Origin of the sequence: Paraburkholderia edwinii, assembly GCF_019428685.1 — a bacterium.
GTDB classification, from domain to species: domain Bacteria; phylum Pseudomonadota; class Gammaproteobacteria; order Burkholderiales; family Burkholderiaceae; genus Paraburkholderia; species Paraburkholderia edwinii.
The window spans coordinates 1,746,392-1,761,485 of sequence record NZ_CP080095.1 but is presented as its reverse complement, the minus strand read 5'-3'; the positions used below and the strand labels follow the sequence as shown (position 1 = coordinate 1,761,485).

The window sequence follows — 15,094 nt, the reverse complement described above, 5'->3', positions numbered from 1 at the left end:
GCTCAGGTGACGTGCTCAGGTGACGTGCTTAGGTGGCCCCTCAGGAGGCCACTGAAACAAACGATTTGAGCCAACTCACCCCGTCCTGCCAGTCGCCAAGGCCGCTGTCCGCGTTGATGTGGCCGCGCGCGCCGATGCTAATCCAGCGGCTGCCCCACGCCGCGGCGCACGCATGCGAGAACGGCACGCCACCATAGGGATCATCGGTGCTGGCGACAACGATAGTCGGAAACGGCAGGCGTTCGTCGGGCACCGGCGCAAAACCGCTTGCCGACGCCGGAAACGCCCGGCCCGCCGGGTCCGGCACGGCCACGAGCAACGCGCCGGCCACCTTGTCGCGCTGCGCGGGCGCCGCATAGCGGCTCGCCCACCAGGCAACCGTCAGGCAGCCGAGGCTGTGCGCCGCAAACACCACCGGTGCACCATCCGAGGCAGCCGCGGTCACGGCCGCATCGAGCGTGCGACACCAGTCGTCGCGCACCGGTTGCCCCCAGTCCGGCATGCGCACCCTCGAGAACGACGTGTGCGCCGCCTCCCAACGCGTTTGCCAATGTCCGGGGCCCGAGTCCAGATACCCCGGCAGCACCAGTACGTTGGGTTCCTTTTGCAACGCCATCACGTCATCCCCGTTTTTCGTGTTCAAGCTGTTCGATCGACACTCATCTACGACAGATCACCGGCTACGGAAACACGCGCGCGACACCCACGCCGCGTGGGTCCGCCGCCGGCTGCGGCGTCGTACCGTCGATCCTGATCATCTGCACATCGCCGTTGAAGTCCTGCCCTTCCGGCGTGTAACCGAGCTTTTGCAGTTGCTGCGCGAGATCGCCGGTGATCGGATGGTACGGCTCCCAATAGATCGCCTTTGGCGGCAATGCCTGATGATGAAACCGCATCGCGGCCAGTGCGTTCGCCGGCGGCATGCCGAAGTCGTACAGATCGGCCATGACCTGGAAGATCGTCGTAAAGATGCGCGAGCCGCCCGGCGTGCCGATCACGAGCGCGACCTTGCCGTCCTTCAGCACGATCGTCGGCGTCATCGACGACACGGGCCGGCGGCCCGGCGCGATCGTGTTCGCTTCGTCCATGCCGGCACCGGGCTTCGCGACGAAATCGTCCATCGCATCATTGAGCAGGAACCCGCCGCCGTCGACCACGACACCCGACCCGAACGAGCCGCTCAGCGTGTACGTGTTCGATACCGCGTTGCCCCATTTGTCGACGACTGAAAAATGCGTCGTCTGAGGCTTCTCCGCTGGCGACGTGTCGCCGGAGGCGGAGTTGGTCGACGCCGCGGCGCCGTCAGGCTGCGCTTGCGCCGGCTGTGCAGGCTTCGCCTGAGCCGGTTGCGGCTGAGGTGCGTTTGCTTGAGGTGCGCCCGATGCGCTCGCCGCCACGGCATTTGCGTGGCCTGAGGTAGACGAAGCAGCACCCGGCTGATTCGCGTTCGGCTGGCCGCTGCTCGATGAAGCCACGCCCGCTTGATTCGAATTCGACTGCCCTGCGTTCGCCTGCCCCGTGCCTGACTGCGTTGCGTTCGGCTGCCCCGGGTTCGATTGCCCTGCGCTGGGTTGCACCGCCGTGTTCGACTGCCCCGCGCCCGCTTGATCGACACCCGGCTGACTTGCACCCGCCGGCGCCGCCGCACTCCCCTGCACGCCACTCGCGCCACTCGCCGCCGCACCGCTAGCCTGTGCCGCTGCCTGCTGCGCCTTCTCCTGCTCCGCTTTTTCCTGAGCGGCTTTTTCCTGCGCCGCCTTTTCCTGTTCCGCTTTCTCGCGCGCCGCCTTCTCCTGCTCTTCCTTCTCGCGCGCCGCCTTTTCCTCCGCGGCCTTCTGCTGTGCCCACAACTCCTTCACCTCGCCCGCGCGCTGCGCGAGATACGCATCGTCGGTGAGCTTGCCGACCGGCACCGGCGTCGCATCCGGATCCGCCGCGTACTTCGTGCGGTCCGCGAACACGCGGTCTTCCATCTGCGAGACCAGCTGGATATACGGAGCCGAATTCAGCTCGACCCCGGCGAACTGCGGCTTCAGGTCCGCTTTCATCTTCAGCAGCTGGATCAACGCAATGCCGCCCGAGCTCGGCGGCGGTGCGGTGACGATCCGGTAACCGTTCCAGTCCGCCGCGAGCGGGTCGCGCCACAGCGCCTTGTACTGGGTGAGATCGGTCTTCGAAATCATCCCGTGACCATACATCTGCTTCGCGATCAGCTCGGCGGTCTGTCCTTCGTAGAACTCGCGGCCGCCGTCGTCGGCGATGCGCCCGAGTGTCTGCGCGAGCTCCGGCTGACGAAACGTCGCGCCGCTCTTCAGGCCCGCGAAGTACGCATTGAAGTTGGTCTTGCCCGCGAACTTCGCCGCCGCATCGTCGCGGCGCTTCTGCAGCGACGCGTCAACGACGAAACCGTCGGTCGCGTAGCGGATCGCCGGCGCGAGCACCTGCTTCCACTTCAGCTTGCCGAAGCGCTTCTGTGCTTCCCACAAACCTTCGACCGTCCCCGGCACGCCCGCTGCCCGAAAGCCGATCGAGCTCATGTTCTTGACGACGTTGCCCTTATCGTCGACGTACATGTCGCGCGTCGCGCGCTGCGGCGCCTGCGCGCTGTAGTCGAGAAAGTACGGCTTGCCGTCGATCTGCAGCGTCATGAATCCGCCGCCGCCGAGGTTTCCCGCATCGGGACGCGTGACGGCAAGCGTGAACGCGATGGCGACCGCGGCATCGACCGCATTGCCGCCCTGCGCGAAGATCTGCTGCGCAGTGTCCGCGCTGTAGCGATCGGGGGTCGCGACCGCCGATGCGTCGAACACGTTTTTTGCCGGCGCGGTCTTCGCGTCGACCGGTACCACGCAGGTGGCCAGCACACCGAGCAGCGCCGCGAGCGCCGCCGCATGCAAGGTCTTGCGAGCGCGTTGGCCGCTCGCTCTCGCGCTGGTTCCCGTGTTGTCAGCCCTATTGCCTGAAAGGGCGTGACGCGCAACGCGCGCATCGAGCGTCGTAGGAGGCATTCAGGGTACTCCGGAAAAAATGAGCGCCGGCTGGATGCCGGCAAAGCGAACACGGAAAGTGTTGCACACCGCGCGGGGCGTCGACCCATCGGCCTATCGGCCCATCGACTCATCGGCCTATCCGCCCCATCGGCCCATCGGCCCATCGCCCCATCGGCGCATGAGCCGCGAGGCCTCGATGCAGAACACGGCCGAACGCCTGATCAGCGAAGCTGACCGCATGAACGTTCGTCGGTATGCCGGCGAGTCCTTCCGCGCAACCGTTCGCGCGTTGACGGGCAGATTCCTCGGTGAATCCGCTCGCGCATGCCGTCCGTGAGTCTGCCCGCGCCTATAGCGCCGCATCCGCACGTCTCTCCGCGCATTGCGTCCGCGCTAAATTCGCGCAATACGTCCGCTTTGCGACCCGCGAAGATAGCGTGCCGCGCGAACCGCCCGCGGCGCCGCGGCGAAGCATCGGCGAACCTGGCGAAGCGCGGACACCTTGCGTCCACACCGAGTTCCGGCGGATCACTTCGGACACCGGACCCACTTCGCCGCTCGCGGCATGCTACCGGCGCCCGCGGCCGCGGTCCAAACCGATTTACGTCCTGTTACAGCGCCTTTCGGCTCCCCTCATGCCCGGCCGCCGGCCCCGCCTCGGACGCCGCCCTCGCGGATTGCCGCGCCGCGCGCCGCTCCCGCCGGCGCGTGACCGCGTCAAAGCGCTGTACCTCACAATGCCGTCAGGTAGAATTGTCGGATTAGAGGGAGCAGCACGCGCCCTCGTCACTCTCTCCCATTCGCATGAGTACAGAACGCAAGCACAGCGAGCCCGGCGACGCATCCGCCGCCGCGCCCGCCGCCAACTTCATCCGCAACATCATCGACGAGGACAACCGCTCCGGTAAGTGGGTGCAACGCGTGGAAACGCGCTTCCCGCCCGAGCCGAACGGCTATCTGCACATCGGCCACGCGAAGAGCATCTGTCTGAATTTCGGCATCGCGCGCAGCTACGGCGGCGTCTGCCACTTGCGCTTCGACGATACGAACCCCGAAAAAGAAAGCTTCGAGTACGTCGAATCGATTATCGACGCGGTGCAATGGCTCGGCTTCGAATGGAAGAAGGACGACAACGAGCACCTGTACTTCGCGAGCGACTACTACGACAAGCTCTACGCGTTCGCCGAACTGCTGATCGAGCGCGGCAAGGCCTATGTGGATAGCCAGTCCGCCGAAGCAATGCGCGCGAATCGCGGCTCGGCCACCGAGCCGGGCACGCCGTCTCCGTATCGCGAGCGCTCTGTCGAAGAGAACCTTGACCTGTTCCGCCGCATGAAGGCCGGCGAGTTCAAGGAAGGCGAGCACGTGCTGCGCGCGAAGATCGACATGGCGTCGCCGAACTTCAATATGCGCGACCCGGTGCTGTACCGCATCCGCTTCGCGCATCACTACCGCACCGGCGACACCTGGTGCGTGTATCCGATGTACGACTACACGCACTGCATTTCGGATGCGCTCGAGAACATCACGCATTCGCTGTGCACGCTCGAATTCGAAGACCACCGGCCGCTGTACGACTGGATTCTCGACGAACTCGCCGCCGCCGGCGTGTTCACGCGGCCGCTGCCGCAGCAAATCGAATTCTCGCGCCTGAATCTCACGTACGCGATCACGAGCAAGCGCAAGCTGCTGCAGCTCGTGACCGAAGGCCATGTCGACGGCTGGGACGATCCGCGCATGCCGACCGTGGTCGGTTTGCGGCGGCGCGGCTTCACGGCTGAATCGATCCAGCTGCTGTGCGATCGCATCGGCGTGACAAAGGTCGACTCGTGGATCGATATGAGCGTGTTCGAAGGCGCGCTGCGCGACGATCTCGACGAGAAAGCGCCGCGCGCGACCGCGGTGCTCGACCCGTTGAAGCTCATCATCGACAACTACCCCGAAGGCACGACCGAGGAATGCAGCGCGCCCGTTCACCCGCATCATCCGGAGCGCGGCACGCGCACGTTCCCGTTCTCGCGCGAACTGTGGATCGAGCGTGAGGACTTCAACGAGACGCCGCCGAAGGGCTACTTCCGGTTGTTTCCGGGCAACAAGGTGCGTCTGAAATACGGTTATGTTGTCGAATGCACGGGTGCCGACAAAGACGAAAACGGCAATATCGTCGCGGTGCATTGCAACTACTTCCCCGATAGCCGCTCGGGCACCGAAGGCGCAAACAGCTACAAGGTGAAGGGCACGATTCACTGGCTCAGCGCGGCCGGCGCGTGTCCCGCGGAAGTACGTCTTTACGACCGCCTCTTCAAGGAAGCGCAGCCCGACGCAGGCGGCCGCGATTTCCTCGAAGCGCTGAATCCGGATTCGAAGCGGATCGCGCAGGCCTACGTCGAACCTGACGCGCGCAACGCGGCGCCTGAGCAACGCTATCAGTTCGAACGCCATGGCTACTTCGTCGCCGACCGTTACGACACGAAGCCGGGCAAACCCGTATTCAATCGCATCGTCAGTCTGCGCGACAGTTGGGGCAAGCCGACGTAACGCAGAAACGCGGTTCATCGCGGGGTGATCATTCGGGTTGACCACCCGGTGATCACTGAGGTCACCGATAACAGCGGTCCTTCGAGGGTGACAGTGCGGCCGGCGGTAACGCCAGCCCGGGGGAAACGATTGATGAACGCTGCACTTCGAGACTGGCGTATCGCACTTGCCGCGATCGCGCGGCCTGCTGTGACATTCGCAACATTCGCGACACTCGCAACATTTACCGCATTGCTCGCGACAGGCGCGGCCGCCTACGCATCCACCCCGGCCGCCGCTGCATCGGGCGCATCGTCGGCGCGCGCGGAAGAACTCTCCGGCACGCTCAAGAAGATTCGCGACGAAGGCGTGGTCGTGCTCGGCGTGCGCGAAGCGTCGATTCCGTTTTCGTACTCCGATGGCAGCCGCACAGTCGGCTATTCGCAAACGATCGCGCTCGCGATTGTCGACGAAATACGCAAGACGCTCGGCCTGCCGAATCTGCGCGTGCGCGAAGTGTCCATCACGTCGGCCAACCGCTTCCTGATGCTTGTCAACAATCAGATCGACCTGGAGTGCGGCTCGACCACGCACACGCGCGATCGCGAGAACGTCGCCGCGTTTTCGAACAGCTTCTTTCAGTACGCGGTGCGAATGCTCGCCCGCAAGAACGCGGGCATCACCGATTTCCCCGACCTCGCGGGCAAGCCTGTTGTGACGACCGCGGGCACGTCGGACGAGCGGCTCGTGCGGCAGTTGAACATCGAGAAACAGTTGAACATGCGCATCGCGAGCGTGAAGGACCATTCGGACGCATTCGCCGCAATCAAGTCCGACCGTGCGGTGGCATTCGTGATGGACGAGCCGATTCTGTACGGCTTTCGCGCAACCGACCCGCGCCCCGACGACTTTATCGTGACCGGCACGCCGCTTGGCTATGAGAGCTATGCCTGCATGTTCCGCAAAGGCGACGCGCCGTTTCGCGACCTCGTCAACGGTGTGATCTCGCGGATGCAGACGTCGGGCGAAGCGGAGCGGCTTTACAACGTGTGGTTCACGCAGCCGATTCCGCCGCATGGGATCAACCTCAATTACCCGCTGTCGCAGGAAATGCGCGCGCTGTTCGCGCATCCGAACGATAAGGCGCTCGACTAGGTCGCTCGTTGACATCCTCCCCGGCCTGAAGGCCGAGCATTCCTACTGCGCTTAGGCCGCGAGGGCTTGCGCTTCGGTGGGCTCCTGCTTCGACGGGCGGCCCGACTGCGCCATCCCTCCACAGGCAATGACGGCATGTCCTGCCGCTAAAACGTTGAGTGCGCCGACGTGGTCGGCATTCGCTTCGTGCCCGCACCTGATACAGGCGAAAAGCGCCTGTGTCTTGCGATTCCCGGCCGAGATATGGCCGCAGCATGGGCACGTCCTGCTCGTGTTCTTCGGGTCTACGGCGACGAAATAGCCGCCGCGCCACGCCGTCTTATATTCCAGCTGGCGACGGAACTCGCCCCATCCCTGATCCAGGATGGACCTGTTGAGCCCCGACTTCGCGCGGACATTGCGCCCCGGCGCTGCGACCGTGCCACTGGCCGACTTCGTCATGTTGCGGACTTTCAGGTCTTCGACGGCGATCATTGCGTGGTTTTTGCTGATGCTGTTCGAAGCCTTGTGCAGAAAGTCTGCGCGAGCGTCCACGATGCGCGCATGGATGCGCTGAATGCGGGACTTCGCTTTCTTCCAGTTGCTGCTGCCTTTGACCTTTCGGGCCATGCGGCGCTGATGCTTCGCGAGCCTCTGCTCGTGTTTCCTGAAGCTGGCGAGCGGCGCGATATACGTGCCGTCGCTCATGGTGGCGAAGCGCGCCACGCCCACGTCGATACCGACTGCCGGGCCTTGCGGAACCGGCGCATCTACCTCGCGCGCCGTGAGGATGGACACGTACCACTTGCCCGCGCGCAGCGATACGGTCGCGCTGCGGACTTCGCCGGGCACGTCGCGGCTGCTGCGGTATCGCACGTATCCGAGCTTCGGCATGAATACGCGGCCGTTCTCGCGGTCGAGCCTGATCTGTTTCCTGTCGGGGTACGTGAAGCCGTCGCGCTGACCCTTGCGCTTGAAACGCGGGTACGACATGCGGCCTTCGAAGAAGTTTTTGAAGGCGCGGTCGAGCGCGAGTATTGCCTCGTCGCAGGGATGGCGGGGCGCATCCGAAAGCCACGGCGTCTGCGCACTGCTGCGCCATTCGGTGAAGCGCTTCTTCATCGCAAAGCCGCCGATGAACTTCCCGCCAGCCTTGTGATTTTCCTGCTGCAACGCCAGCGCCTTGTTATAGACGAACCGGCACGCGCCCGAGAACTGGCGCATCTTGCGCGCCTGCTCGCCGGTCGGCATGAGTTCGAATCGGAAGGCCTGGAGTCGTTGCATGGTGGCCGTAGTATATTTTGGCCTTTGAAACTACCGCAAGGGGAAATCATGGGCCGTCCACGCAGCACGGACCCCGACTTGAGGCATGGAAGGCATTGCGTCTTTATGATGCACGTGCATTTGGTCTTCGTTACGAAATACCGTCGCGGGGTCTTCACTGGCGAAGTGATCGATGAACTGCGCGTGATCTTCGCGAACGTCTGCCGCGACTTCGAAGCGGAACTCGTTGAGTTCGACGGCGAGCACGACCACGTGCATCTGCTCGTAAACTATCCGCCGAAGGTCGCCGTTTCGGCGCTCGTGAATAGCCTGAAGGGTGTTTCGAGCCGGATGATTCGCCAGAAGAACTATCCGGGCATCCGGCGCAAGCTGTGGGGCGGTGCGCTATGGTCGCCGTCCTATTTTGCGGGCTCGTGCGGCGGCGCTCCAATCGACGTGATACGCCGCTACATCGAGCAGCAGCAGACGCCGCACTAAGGCCCTGGAAGGACGCCGCTGGCGTCCCCGCTATCCTTCCTCCCTGAAGGGAGAGGGTTGCCGCGCACTTGCTCAAAGCGTCTGATGCAGTTCCGCCAGCGATAAGGTCGTTTGGAACAGCCGCGTCAGACTGCGGCTTGCATACCGCTCCACTTCGTCGGGGCGGCACCAGCGGTACGCATCCATCTCCGGAATCATCACGCCGTCCGAGCGGCGCGGAAACAGCGACGTGCATGTGCACGATGTCAGATCGAGTTCGTTCGGGCGCGCCCGCGCGGCGAACAGATGCAAATCTTTATCGCGCCGGTAGACGAAGCGGCCGAGATCCTTGAGCCGCTCGACGCCGAGCGTGATGTTGGTCTCCTCGACGAGTTCGCGCAATGCTGTGACGGCGGGCGCTTCACCGGCCTCACCGTGCCCCTTCGGGATGTCCCAATGACTGGTGCCGGTCGCGTGCGCGAGCAACACGCGACCGTCGGGCGTGAGCAGCACGACGCCGCATGAAACGATGCGCTCGTTCAATTCTTCTTCTGCAGAATCCAGCGTCCGCTGTTGCCCTGACGGCAGAAGCGCGGCCCCAGATTCACCGACTGCCCTTTCGCGTTGAGCACCACGCGCACCGTGCGGCACGTGTTGGCGCCGTCTTTCGCGGTATCGACGGGCGTGAGTTGCGCGTCGATCTTCACGCCATTGCCGGTGCCTTCGTTGTTCCACGTAGCCGATTCGCCGTCCGGCTTCTTGTCGAGCACACTGAAGGCGGCGGAGCGCAGCGAATCGATGTCGCGCTGCTTCATATAGCTGATCGGCGTGTCGTTCAGAAAGCCGAGGTTCGCCGCGTGCGCGGCAAGCGAGCCCGCGACGAGCACAGCGCCGATCGTCAGGTGACTCAGGTGGCTCAGGTGGCGGAAGTGACGCAGTTGAAGCGAAGTCCGGTTTCGTATCGGCATTTTGCTGGATCTCCGTGCAAGGTCAGGGGCGTGGCCAGCCTTGGCGGATGGGCCTGTCGAGGCTCATCCGTGGGAGCCGGCCGATAAGCGGCGTGTCTTCGATCTGGACCTGAAAAGAATAGCACGCACGCGATGCCGCCGATCTCACAAAGCTCGCGAAATCGCGATTCGCGAGCGGGCCGCGCGCGGCATCATCGATGCGCGCAGGCCGCGCACGCCGTTTTTTCAATGCTGCGCGTCCGGCTCGTTTGCGCATGCACGCCGATCTATCCGAACGCGAATACGAGCCCGGCGGCCAACAACATCTCGCAGGTCAACGCAGACGGCGTCACGCTGACGCTCGCCAGCGATTCGCCCACGTCGGCATTGATCGGCCCGCCGAAGTTCGCGAAGGATCTCGCGCTGACGCCGGACTTCTTCGCGGTCAATACGATGCAGCCGGCGTATCAGCCGAGCACCAACGCGCCTCCGGCGGGCGGCGACCAGAACCTGTCCGATCCGAGCGTGAACTCGACGCTGCCGCCGCAGACGCAGCAGCATATCGGCGACCTGCTGAACACAGCCAACGTGACGTGGGCGTGGTACAGCGGTGCGTGGGGCGCAGCGCTCACGGCGCGGCAGACCGGCACGAGCGGCGTGATCGCCGGCCCGAACCTCAGTTCGCCGAACTTCCAGACGCACCACCAGCCGCTCAACTACTTCGCCGACCTCGCACCGGGCACGCCGAACCGCGCGCAGCACTTGCTCGACGGCGGCCTGAACGGCAGCGAGTTCATCAAGGCGATCGACGCGGGCACGCTGCCGCAAGTCGCGTTCTACAAGCCGCAGGGCAACCTGAACGAGCACCCGGGCTATACCGATGTCAAGCAGGGCGACCAGCATATCGCCGACGTGATCGCGCACCTGCAGGCGAGCCCGCAGTGGAAGAACATGGTCGTGGTCGTCACATACGACGAGAACGGCGGCTTCTGGGATCACGTCGCGCCGCCGAAGGGCGACCGCTGGGGTCCGGGTTCGCGCATTCCGGCGCTGATCGTGTCGCCGTTCGCGAAGAAGGGCTTCGTCGACCATACGCAGTACGACACCACGTCGATCCTGCGCTTTATCACGCGCCGCTTCTCGCTGCCGAAACTGCCGGGCCTGACGAACCGCGATAACGCGCTCGTCGCCGCAGGCGGCCAGGCAATGGGCGACCTGACGAACGCGCTCGATTACACGCAAAAGTAACTAGCCGCGAGTCCTGTCACGCCTTCAAGGTCAGGGTACGCAGTAGCGCATTGCGGGAGGGGGGTTCCACCAGCAAGCGCGTTTTTTGGGCAGCTTCGGCTGCCCTTTTTTGCTTTTTGTGCCCAACGAAGCCTGCAACGCCACCGGCGCGACCGACGCGTCATCGCAACGCGACGCTCGCAAAGCGGTTTCGCGCGCCAAGCTCGCGCACGGCCTCGACGAGTGCGGTGACCGCGGGCGCGACCTTGCGCGCAAACGCGTAGAACTGCGCATCCGGCAACTCGGGCAACCCGTCCGCCACACCCAGTTCCCGCAGACCGTCGCGCAACTGGCTGCGCGCAATCGGCGCGACCGCGAAGCCGGCCAGCGCCGCGGCGACGCAGCCGGCCATGCTGCCGCTCTCGAAGGCGATACGCCACGGTCGTCCACTCGCGGCGAGCGCGGCAAGCGCCGACTCGCGATACACGCACGGGTCCGGAAACACCGCCAGCGGCACCGGTGCATCGGCCTCGAGCGCCGATACGGCCGAGTAGGCCCAGACCAACGGCTCTTCCCACAACAACTCGCCTTCGTCGCCGATGTCATCGCTGATGCGCGCGCATTGCTTGCCGAACACGACATCGAGTTTGCCGCGCCCCTGCTGACGCAATAGATCAGCCGTGATGCCGACCTTCAGTTCGATTGCCGCGTCCGGATGCCAGCGGCGAAATGTCTGCAGCACGCGAGGCAGCCAGGTGCCGGCGAAATCTTCGGACGCGCCGACGCGCAGCCGGCCGTGCATCGCGTGGCCATGCAGCCTGGCCCGTGCTTCGCGCTCGAGATCGACGATATTGCGTGCGTAGATGTACAGCGTCTCGCCCGCCGGGGTGAGCTCGAGACGCCGCGTGGTGCGCGCCAGCAGCCTGGCGCCGGCGCTTTCCTCGAGCCGCCTGATATGACCGCTCACCGCCGACGGCGTGAGCGCGAGCTGCTCGCCGGCAAGCGCGAACCCACCGGCGTCGACGACTTGCAGGAACGTGCGCAACAGCACGATGTCGAGCGATGCCGACGCAGCGGCCGGGCCGGTTTCGGTGGATTCGACAGACTCGATAGCTGGGGCTTTCTGCATAATTTGCGAATAATATCTACATATTCATCACGAATTGAATTTTATCTCTGATCTACGATGAGAGGAACAACTGCCCCTGGGAGCGCGCAATGACTGATCACCGAACCGACTACCAGTTTGCGAGCACACCGTCGCTCGACATCGCTTACCTCGAATGGAATCCGCAAGGCGAACGCACGGCGGTGCTGATGCACGGCTGGCCCGATAGCCCGCAATGCTGGTCCGGCGTTGCGCCGGCGCTTGCCGCAGCGGGTTATCGCGTGCTCGCGCCCGCGCTGCGCGGCTTTGCGCCCACACGCTTTCGCGATGCGTCGACGCCGCGCAGCGGCCAGCTCGCCGCACTTGGCCGCGATCTGCTCGATTTCTGCGGCGCGTTGCAGCTTTCGCAACCTGTGCTGATTGGACACGACTGGGGTGCTCGCGCGGTGGGCAATGCGTGCGGACTCGACCGGAGCGCGGCGTCGCATCTCGTGATGCTGTCGGTCGGTTACGGCACCAACGATCCGGCGCAAATCATTCCGCTGCAGCAGGTGCGCAACTACTGGTACCACTGGTTTATGGCGACGCCACGCGGACAGGATGCGGTCGAGCGTGACCGGCGCGCGTTCACGCGGCTGATGTGGGACACGTGGTCGCCGGCCGGCTGGTACACCGAAGACGTCTTCGATGAAGCGTGTCGCGCATTCGACGGCCCGGACTGGGCGCAAGTGGTCGTGCATTCGTACCGCCATCGCTGGGCCTTCGTTGAAGGCGACCCCGCGTATGCCGCGGACGAAGCGCAGCTCAAGCCCGCGCCGGTGCTCGCCGTGCCGACGCTGGTGCTGCACGGCGGCGCCGATCTGTGCAATGATCCCGCGTCGTCGGCCGGCCGCGAGCGGTTCTTCACCGGCCGCTACGAACGCGTCGTGCTCGACGGCGTCGGCCATTTTCCCCAGCGTGAGGCGCCGCAAGCCGTCGCGTCCGAAATCCTCAAGTTTCTGGATGTCTGAACTCCGTCACCGCAATACGCCTCTTCCGAATATGTTCAAGTTCTCCGCCAATCTGTCGACGCTGTTCCAGGATCGCCCACTTGCCGACCGGATCGCCGCCGCGCGCACGGCCGGCTTTAGCGCCGTCGAAATGTGGTTCCCGTATAACGTTCCGCCCGCCCAATTGCGCGACACGCTGCGCGAGCACGGCGTGCCCATGATCGGCATCAACACCGAGGCAGGCAATGTGAATGCAGGCGACTGGGGGCTTGCCGCCGATCCGGGCCGGCGCGGTGCGTTTATCGAATCGCTGCACGAAGCGTTCGAGTACGCGCAGGTGATCGGGTGTCCGAATGTTCATGTGATGGCGGGCATGATCGACGCATCGGCGTCGCACGCAGTGGCATGGGACACCTATCAGGCGAATATCGACGAAGCCTGTCGGATCGCCGCGCAATATGCGCTGACGGTAATGATCGAGCCGCTCAATGCCGTCGACCGCCCCGCGTACCTTCTGACGAGACAGCAGCAGGCGATTGCGCTGATCGATACGCTGAAACGTCCGAACCTGAAAATCATGCTCGATCTGTTTCATGTGCAGCGTGGTGAGGGAAATCTGATCGAACGGATGTTGACGAGCCTGCCGTATGCGGCGCACGTGCAGATCGCGGATGTGCCGGGGCGGCATGAACCCGGCACCGGCGAGATCAACTTTGCGAAGGTGTTCGAAGCGCTGCAGAAAGCTGGCTGGACAGGATGGATCGGCGCCGAGTACTTCCCGGCGGGTGCGACGGAAGCGGGGCTCGGGTGGATGAAAAGCGAGGATGAATAAGGCGGATGAAAAGCGATTGGCGCGGCAGGAGGGACTCGAACCCCCGCCCCTCGGCTTAGAAGGCCGATGCTCTATCCAGCTGAGCTACTGCCGCCACGAAAGAGCGGTGATGCTACACCAATGCACCGCTCATTTCACCTGTGACCGAACGCGGCGGGAGGAATTCTCCGCGAATTCACCCCACGAACCAATCATCGCCGCCTCGGGCTCGCCCATTGCGGGCGAGCCGGCATTCTACCCGAGCGCGAGGCGCTGGCGGTGTGCGCGGCGCGCTACAGAGCGCCGCCAGCCAGTCGCACCACCGCGTCAAACCACCGGCTGCGGATGCGTGATGAACCAGCCGAGACAAACGAGACCCGCGATCACGCAGTACACGCCAAACGACGCCAGCCGCCCACGCCCTTCGAAATAACGCATCAGAAAGCGCACGCTCAGATAAGCCGCAATTGCGGTCAGCACGCCGCCGAGCACCGCGTCGCCAAGCTGCTCCGGCGCATGGAAGAGCTTCGGCACTTCGAGCAGACCCGCGGCGAAGATAATCGGCGTGCCGAGCAGAAACGCGAATTCGGCGGCCTTCTCCGATGTGAGCCCCGCCGCATTGCCCGCGATCATCGTGAGGCCGCTGCGCGAGAAGCCCGGGATCAGCGCGCCGACCTGTGCGAGGCCGACGAAAAACGCCTGCTTGAACGTGAGTTTCTCCGGGGGACGATGCGCGCGCGAGCGCTGCAGACGATCACCGAGCCACAGCAGGATGCCATTGACGATCAACGCGATCGCCACGATACGCAAGTCGTGGAACACACGTTCGAGACGCTTCTCGAGCAACAGGCCGACGATGCCGGCCGGAATCGTGCCGATAATCAGCGCCCACATCATGTGGCCGTCTTCGTTGCGCCGTCCGCCTAGCGACGCGAAGAAGCCGCCGATCAGCGCGATCCAGCGCGCGCGGAAATACCAGAGCAATGCAAACGCGGTGCCCAGATGCAGCGCGACGAGGAACGGCAGCAATTGCGGCGCGTGCTTGTCGATGTGCATACCGAACAACGCGGGCACGAGCAGCGTATGACCAAGGCTGCTAACTGGAAAGAGTTCGGTGACGCCCTGCAGCACGCTCAGAAAAATCAGAAACGACAGGCTCACGCGACGGCCCTCACGGAAGAAAGAGATTGGGAGACAGCGCGCCGGGCGTAGATTTCCGGCGATCTGGAGGCGCGTCGATTATGCCTGGACGATGCGTACCCGCCAAGCGCCCGGCGATTTTTTCACCAATTTTTTTCCGCACTGCGGCGCAGATTCACGCAGTTTTTTAATTGCGACCAACGGCCCGGCCGCTCGCGCCGCGCGCAAACTTTCAACCATGAAAGCAAAAAGGCCCGCCGTTCAAGGCGGGCCTGCACAGAGAGGACGCTAGACCGGATACGCAACGCGTCCGGCTTCGCGGATCTCGACGCCCCGTTTTAGCGTGTCACTTTGTGGAAAAAATAAATCGTACTGCCCGCGAACATCCCGAGCAGTGCCACGCCCATTGCCATTGCGAGATCCATAGCGCCTCCGAAAACGATGAGCCCGATCTCCGGATCAGGTTAACCGGGCCTTCGTACAGATTATCG

General features: G+C 64.2%; 12 protein-coding genes, 1 tRNA gene and 1 pseudogene. 6 read left to right on the top strand and 8 right to left on the bottom strand.

Annotation, left to right across the window (positions count from 1 at the left end; genetic code table 11):
* Window positions 1-40 precede the first annotated feature (40 nt).
* Complete coding sequence (locus KZJ38_RS07875; RefSeq protein ID WP_219800172.1) at window positions 41-616, bottom strand: RBBP9/YdeN family alpha/beta hydrolase; 576 nt, start codon at window positions 614-616, stop codon at window positions 41-43.
* Window positions 617-680: 64 nt separating this feature from the next.
* Window positions 681-3,008 (bottom strand): gamma-glutamyltransferase, encoded by a 2,328-nt coding sequence (locus tag KZJ38_RS36440; RefSeq protein ID WP_246641684.1) that lies wholly within the window; start codon window positions 3,006-3,008, stop codon window positions 681-683.
* 786 nt (window positions 3,009-3,794) lie between these two features.
* Here KZJ38_RS36440 and KZJ38_RS07860 point away from each other — a divergent pair.
* A complete protein-coding gene (locus KZJ38_RS07860) occupies window positions 3,795-5,528 on the top strand; it encodes a glutamine--tRNA ligase/YqeY domain fusion protein (RefSeq protein WP_219799528.1) in 1,734 nt (577 codons plus the stop codon).
* A gap of 132 nt (window positions 5,529-5,660) precedes the next feature.
* Entirely contained in the window at window positions 5,661-6,662 is a 1,002-nt protein-coding gene (locus KZJ38_RS07855; RefSeq protein ID WP_219799527.1) for a transporter substrate-binding domain-containing protein, read from the top strand.
* Between the two features lie 51 nt (window positions 6,663-6,713).
* On the opposite strand, the gene KZJ38_RS07850 is transcribed toward KZJ38_RS07855, so the two are convergent.
* A complete protein-coding gene (locus tag KZJ38_RS07850; protein WP_219797529.1) occupies window positions 6,714-7,925 on the bottom strand; it encodes an RNA-guided endonuclease InsQ/TnpB family protein in 1,212 nt (403 codons plus the stop codon).
* 48 nt (window positions 7,926-7,973) lie between these two features.
* On the opposite strand from KZJ38_RS07850, the gene tnpA reads away from it, so the two are divergent.
* Window positions 7,974-8,402, top strand: coding sequence for an IS200/IS605 family transposase (gene tnpA / locus KZJ38_RS07845; protein WP_219797528.1), 429 nt, complete (start codon window positions 7,974-7,976; stop codon window positions 8,400-8,402).
* 72 nt (window positions 8,403-8,474) lie between these two features.
* Here the strand turns inward: tnpA and KZJ38_RS07840 are convergent, their stop codons facing one another.
* Together KZJ38_RS07840 and KZJ38_RS07835 are read right to left on the bottom strand one after the other, a co-directional pair.
* Entirely contained in the window at window positions 8,475-8,924 is a 450-nt protein-coding gene (locus KZJ38_RS07840) for an NUDIX hydrolase (protein WP_219799526.1), read from the bottom strand.
* On the bottom strand, window positions 8,921-9,349 hold the full coding sequence (locus KZJ38_RS07835; protein WP_246641683.1) for a hypothetical protein: 429 nt from the start codon (window positions 9,347-9,349) through the stop codon (window positions 8,921-8,923). Before KZJ38_RS07835 ends, KZJ38_RS07840 begins: the two co-directional genes overlap by 4 nt.
* A gap of 243 nt (window positions 9,350-9,592) precedes the next feature.
* On the opposite strand from KZJ38_RS07835, the pseudogene acpA reads away from it, so the two are divergent.
* Window positions 9,593-10,576 (top strand): annotated as a pseudogene (gene acpA, locus KZJ38_RS07830) (acid phosphatase); the annotation flags it as partial.
* 160 nt (window positions 10,577-10,736) lie between these two features.
* Here acpA and KZJ38_RS07825 read toward each other — a convergent pair.
* A complete protein-coding gene (locus tag KZJ38_RS07825; RefSeq protein ID WP_219799524.1) occupies window positions 10,737-11,684 on the bottom strand; it encodes a LysR family transcriptional regulator in 948 nt (315 codons plus the stop codon).
* Window positions 11,685-11,773: 89 nt separating this feature from the next.
* On the opposite strand from KZJ38_RS07825, the gene KZJ38_RS07820 reads away from it, so the two are divergent.
* Window positions 11,774-12,673, top strand: a complete 900-nt coding sequence (locus KZJ38_RS07820) for an alpha/beta fold hydrolase (RefSeq protein ID WP_219799523.1) — start codon at window positions 11,774-11,776, stop codon at window positions 12,671-12,673.
* Complete coding sequence (locus tag KZJ38_RS07815) at window positions 12,666-13,484, top strand: hydroxypyruvate isomerase family protein (RefSeq protein WP_219799522.1); 819 nt, start codon at window positions 12,666-12,668, stop codon at window positions 13,482-13,484. The genes KZJ38_RS07820 and KZJ38_RS07815 overlap by 8 nt, the downstream gene beginning before the upstream one ends.
* 17 nt (window positions 13,485-13,501) lie before the next feature.
* Here KZJ38_RS07815 and KZJ38_RS07810 read toward each other — a convergent pair.
* A tRNA-Arg gene (locus KZJ38_RS07810) sits at window positions 13,502-13,578 on the bottom strand.
* A 212-nt stretch (window positions 13,579-13,790) separates the two neighbouring features.
* Window positions 13,791-14,624 carry an undecaprenyl-diphosphate phosphatase gene (locus KZJ38_RS07805; RefSeq protein ID WP_219799521.1) on the bottom strand — a complete coding sequence of 278 codons (834 nt, stop codon included), beginning with the start codon at window positions 14,622-14,624 and terminating at the stop codon, window positions 13,791-13,793.
* Window positions 14,625-15,094 lie beyond the last annotated feature (470 nt).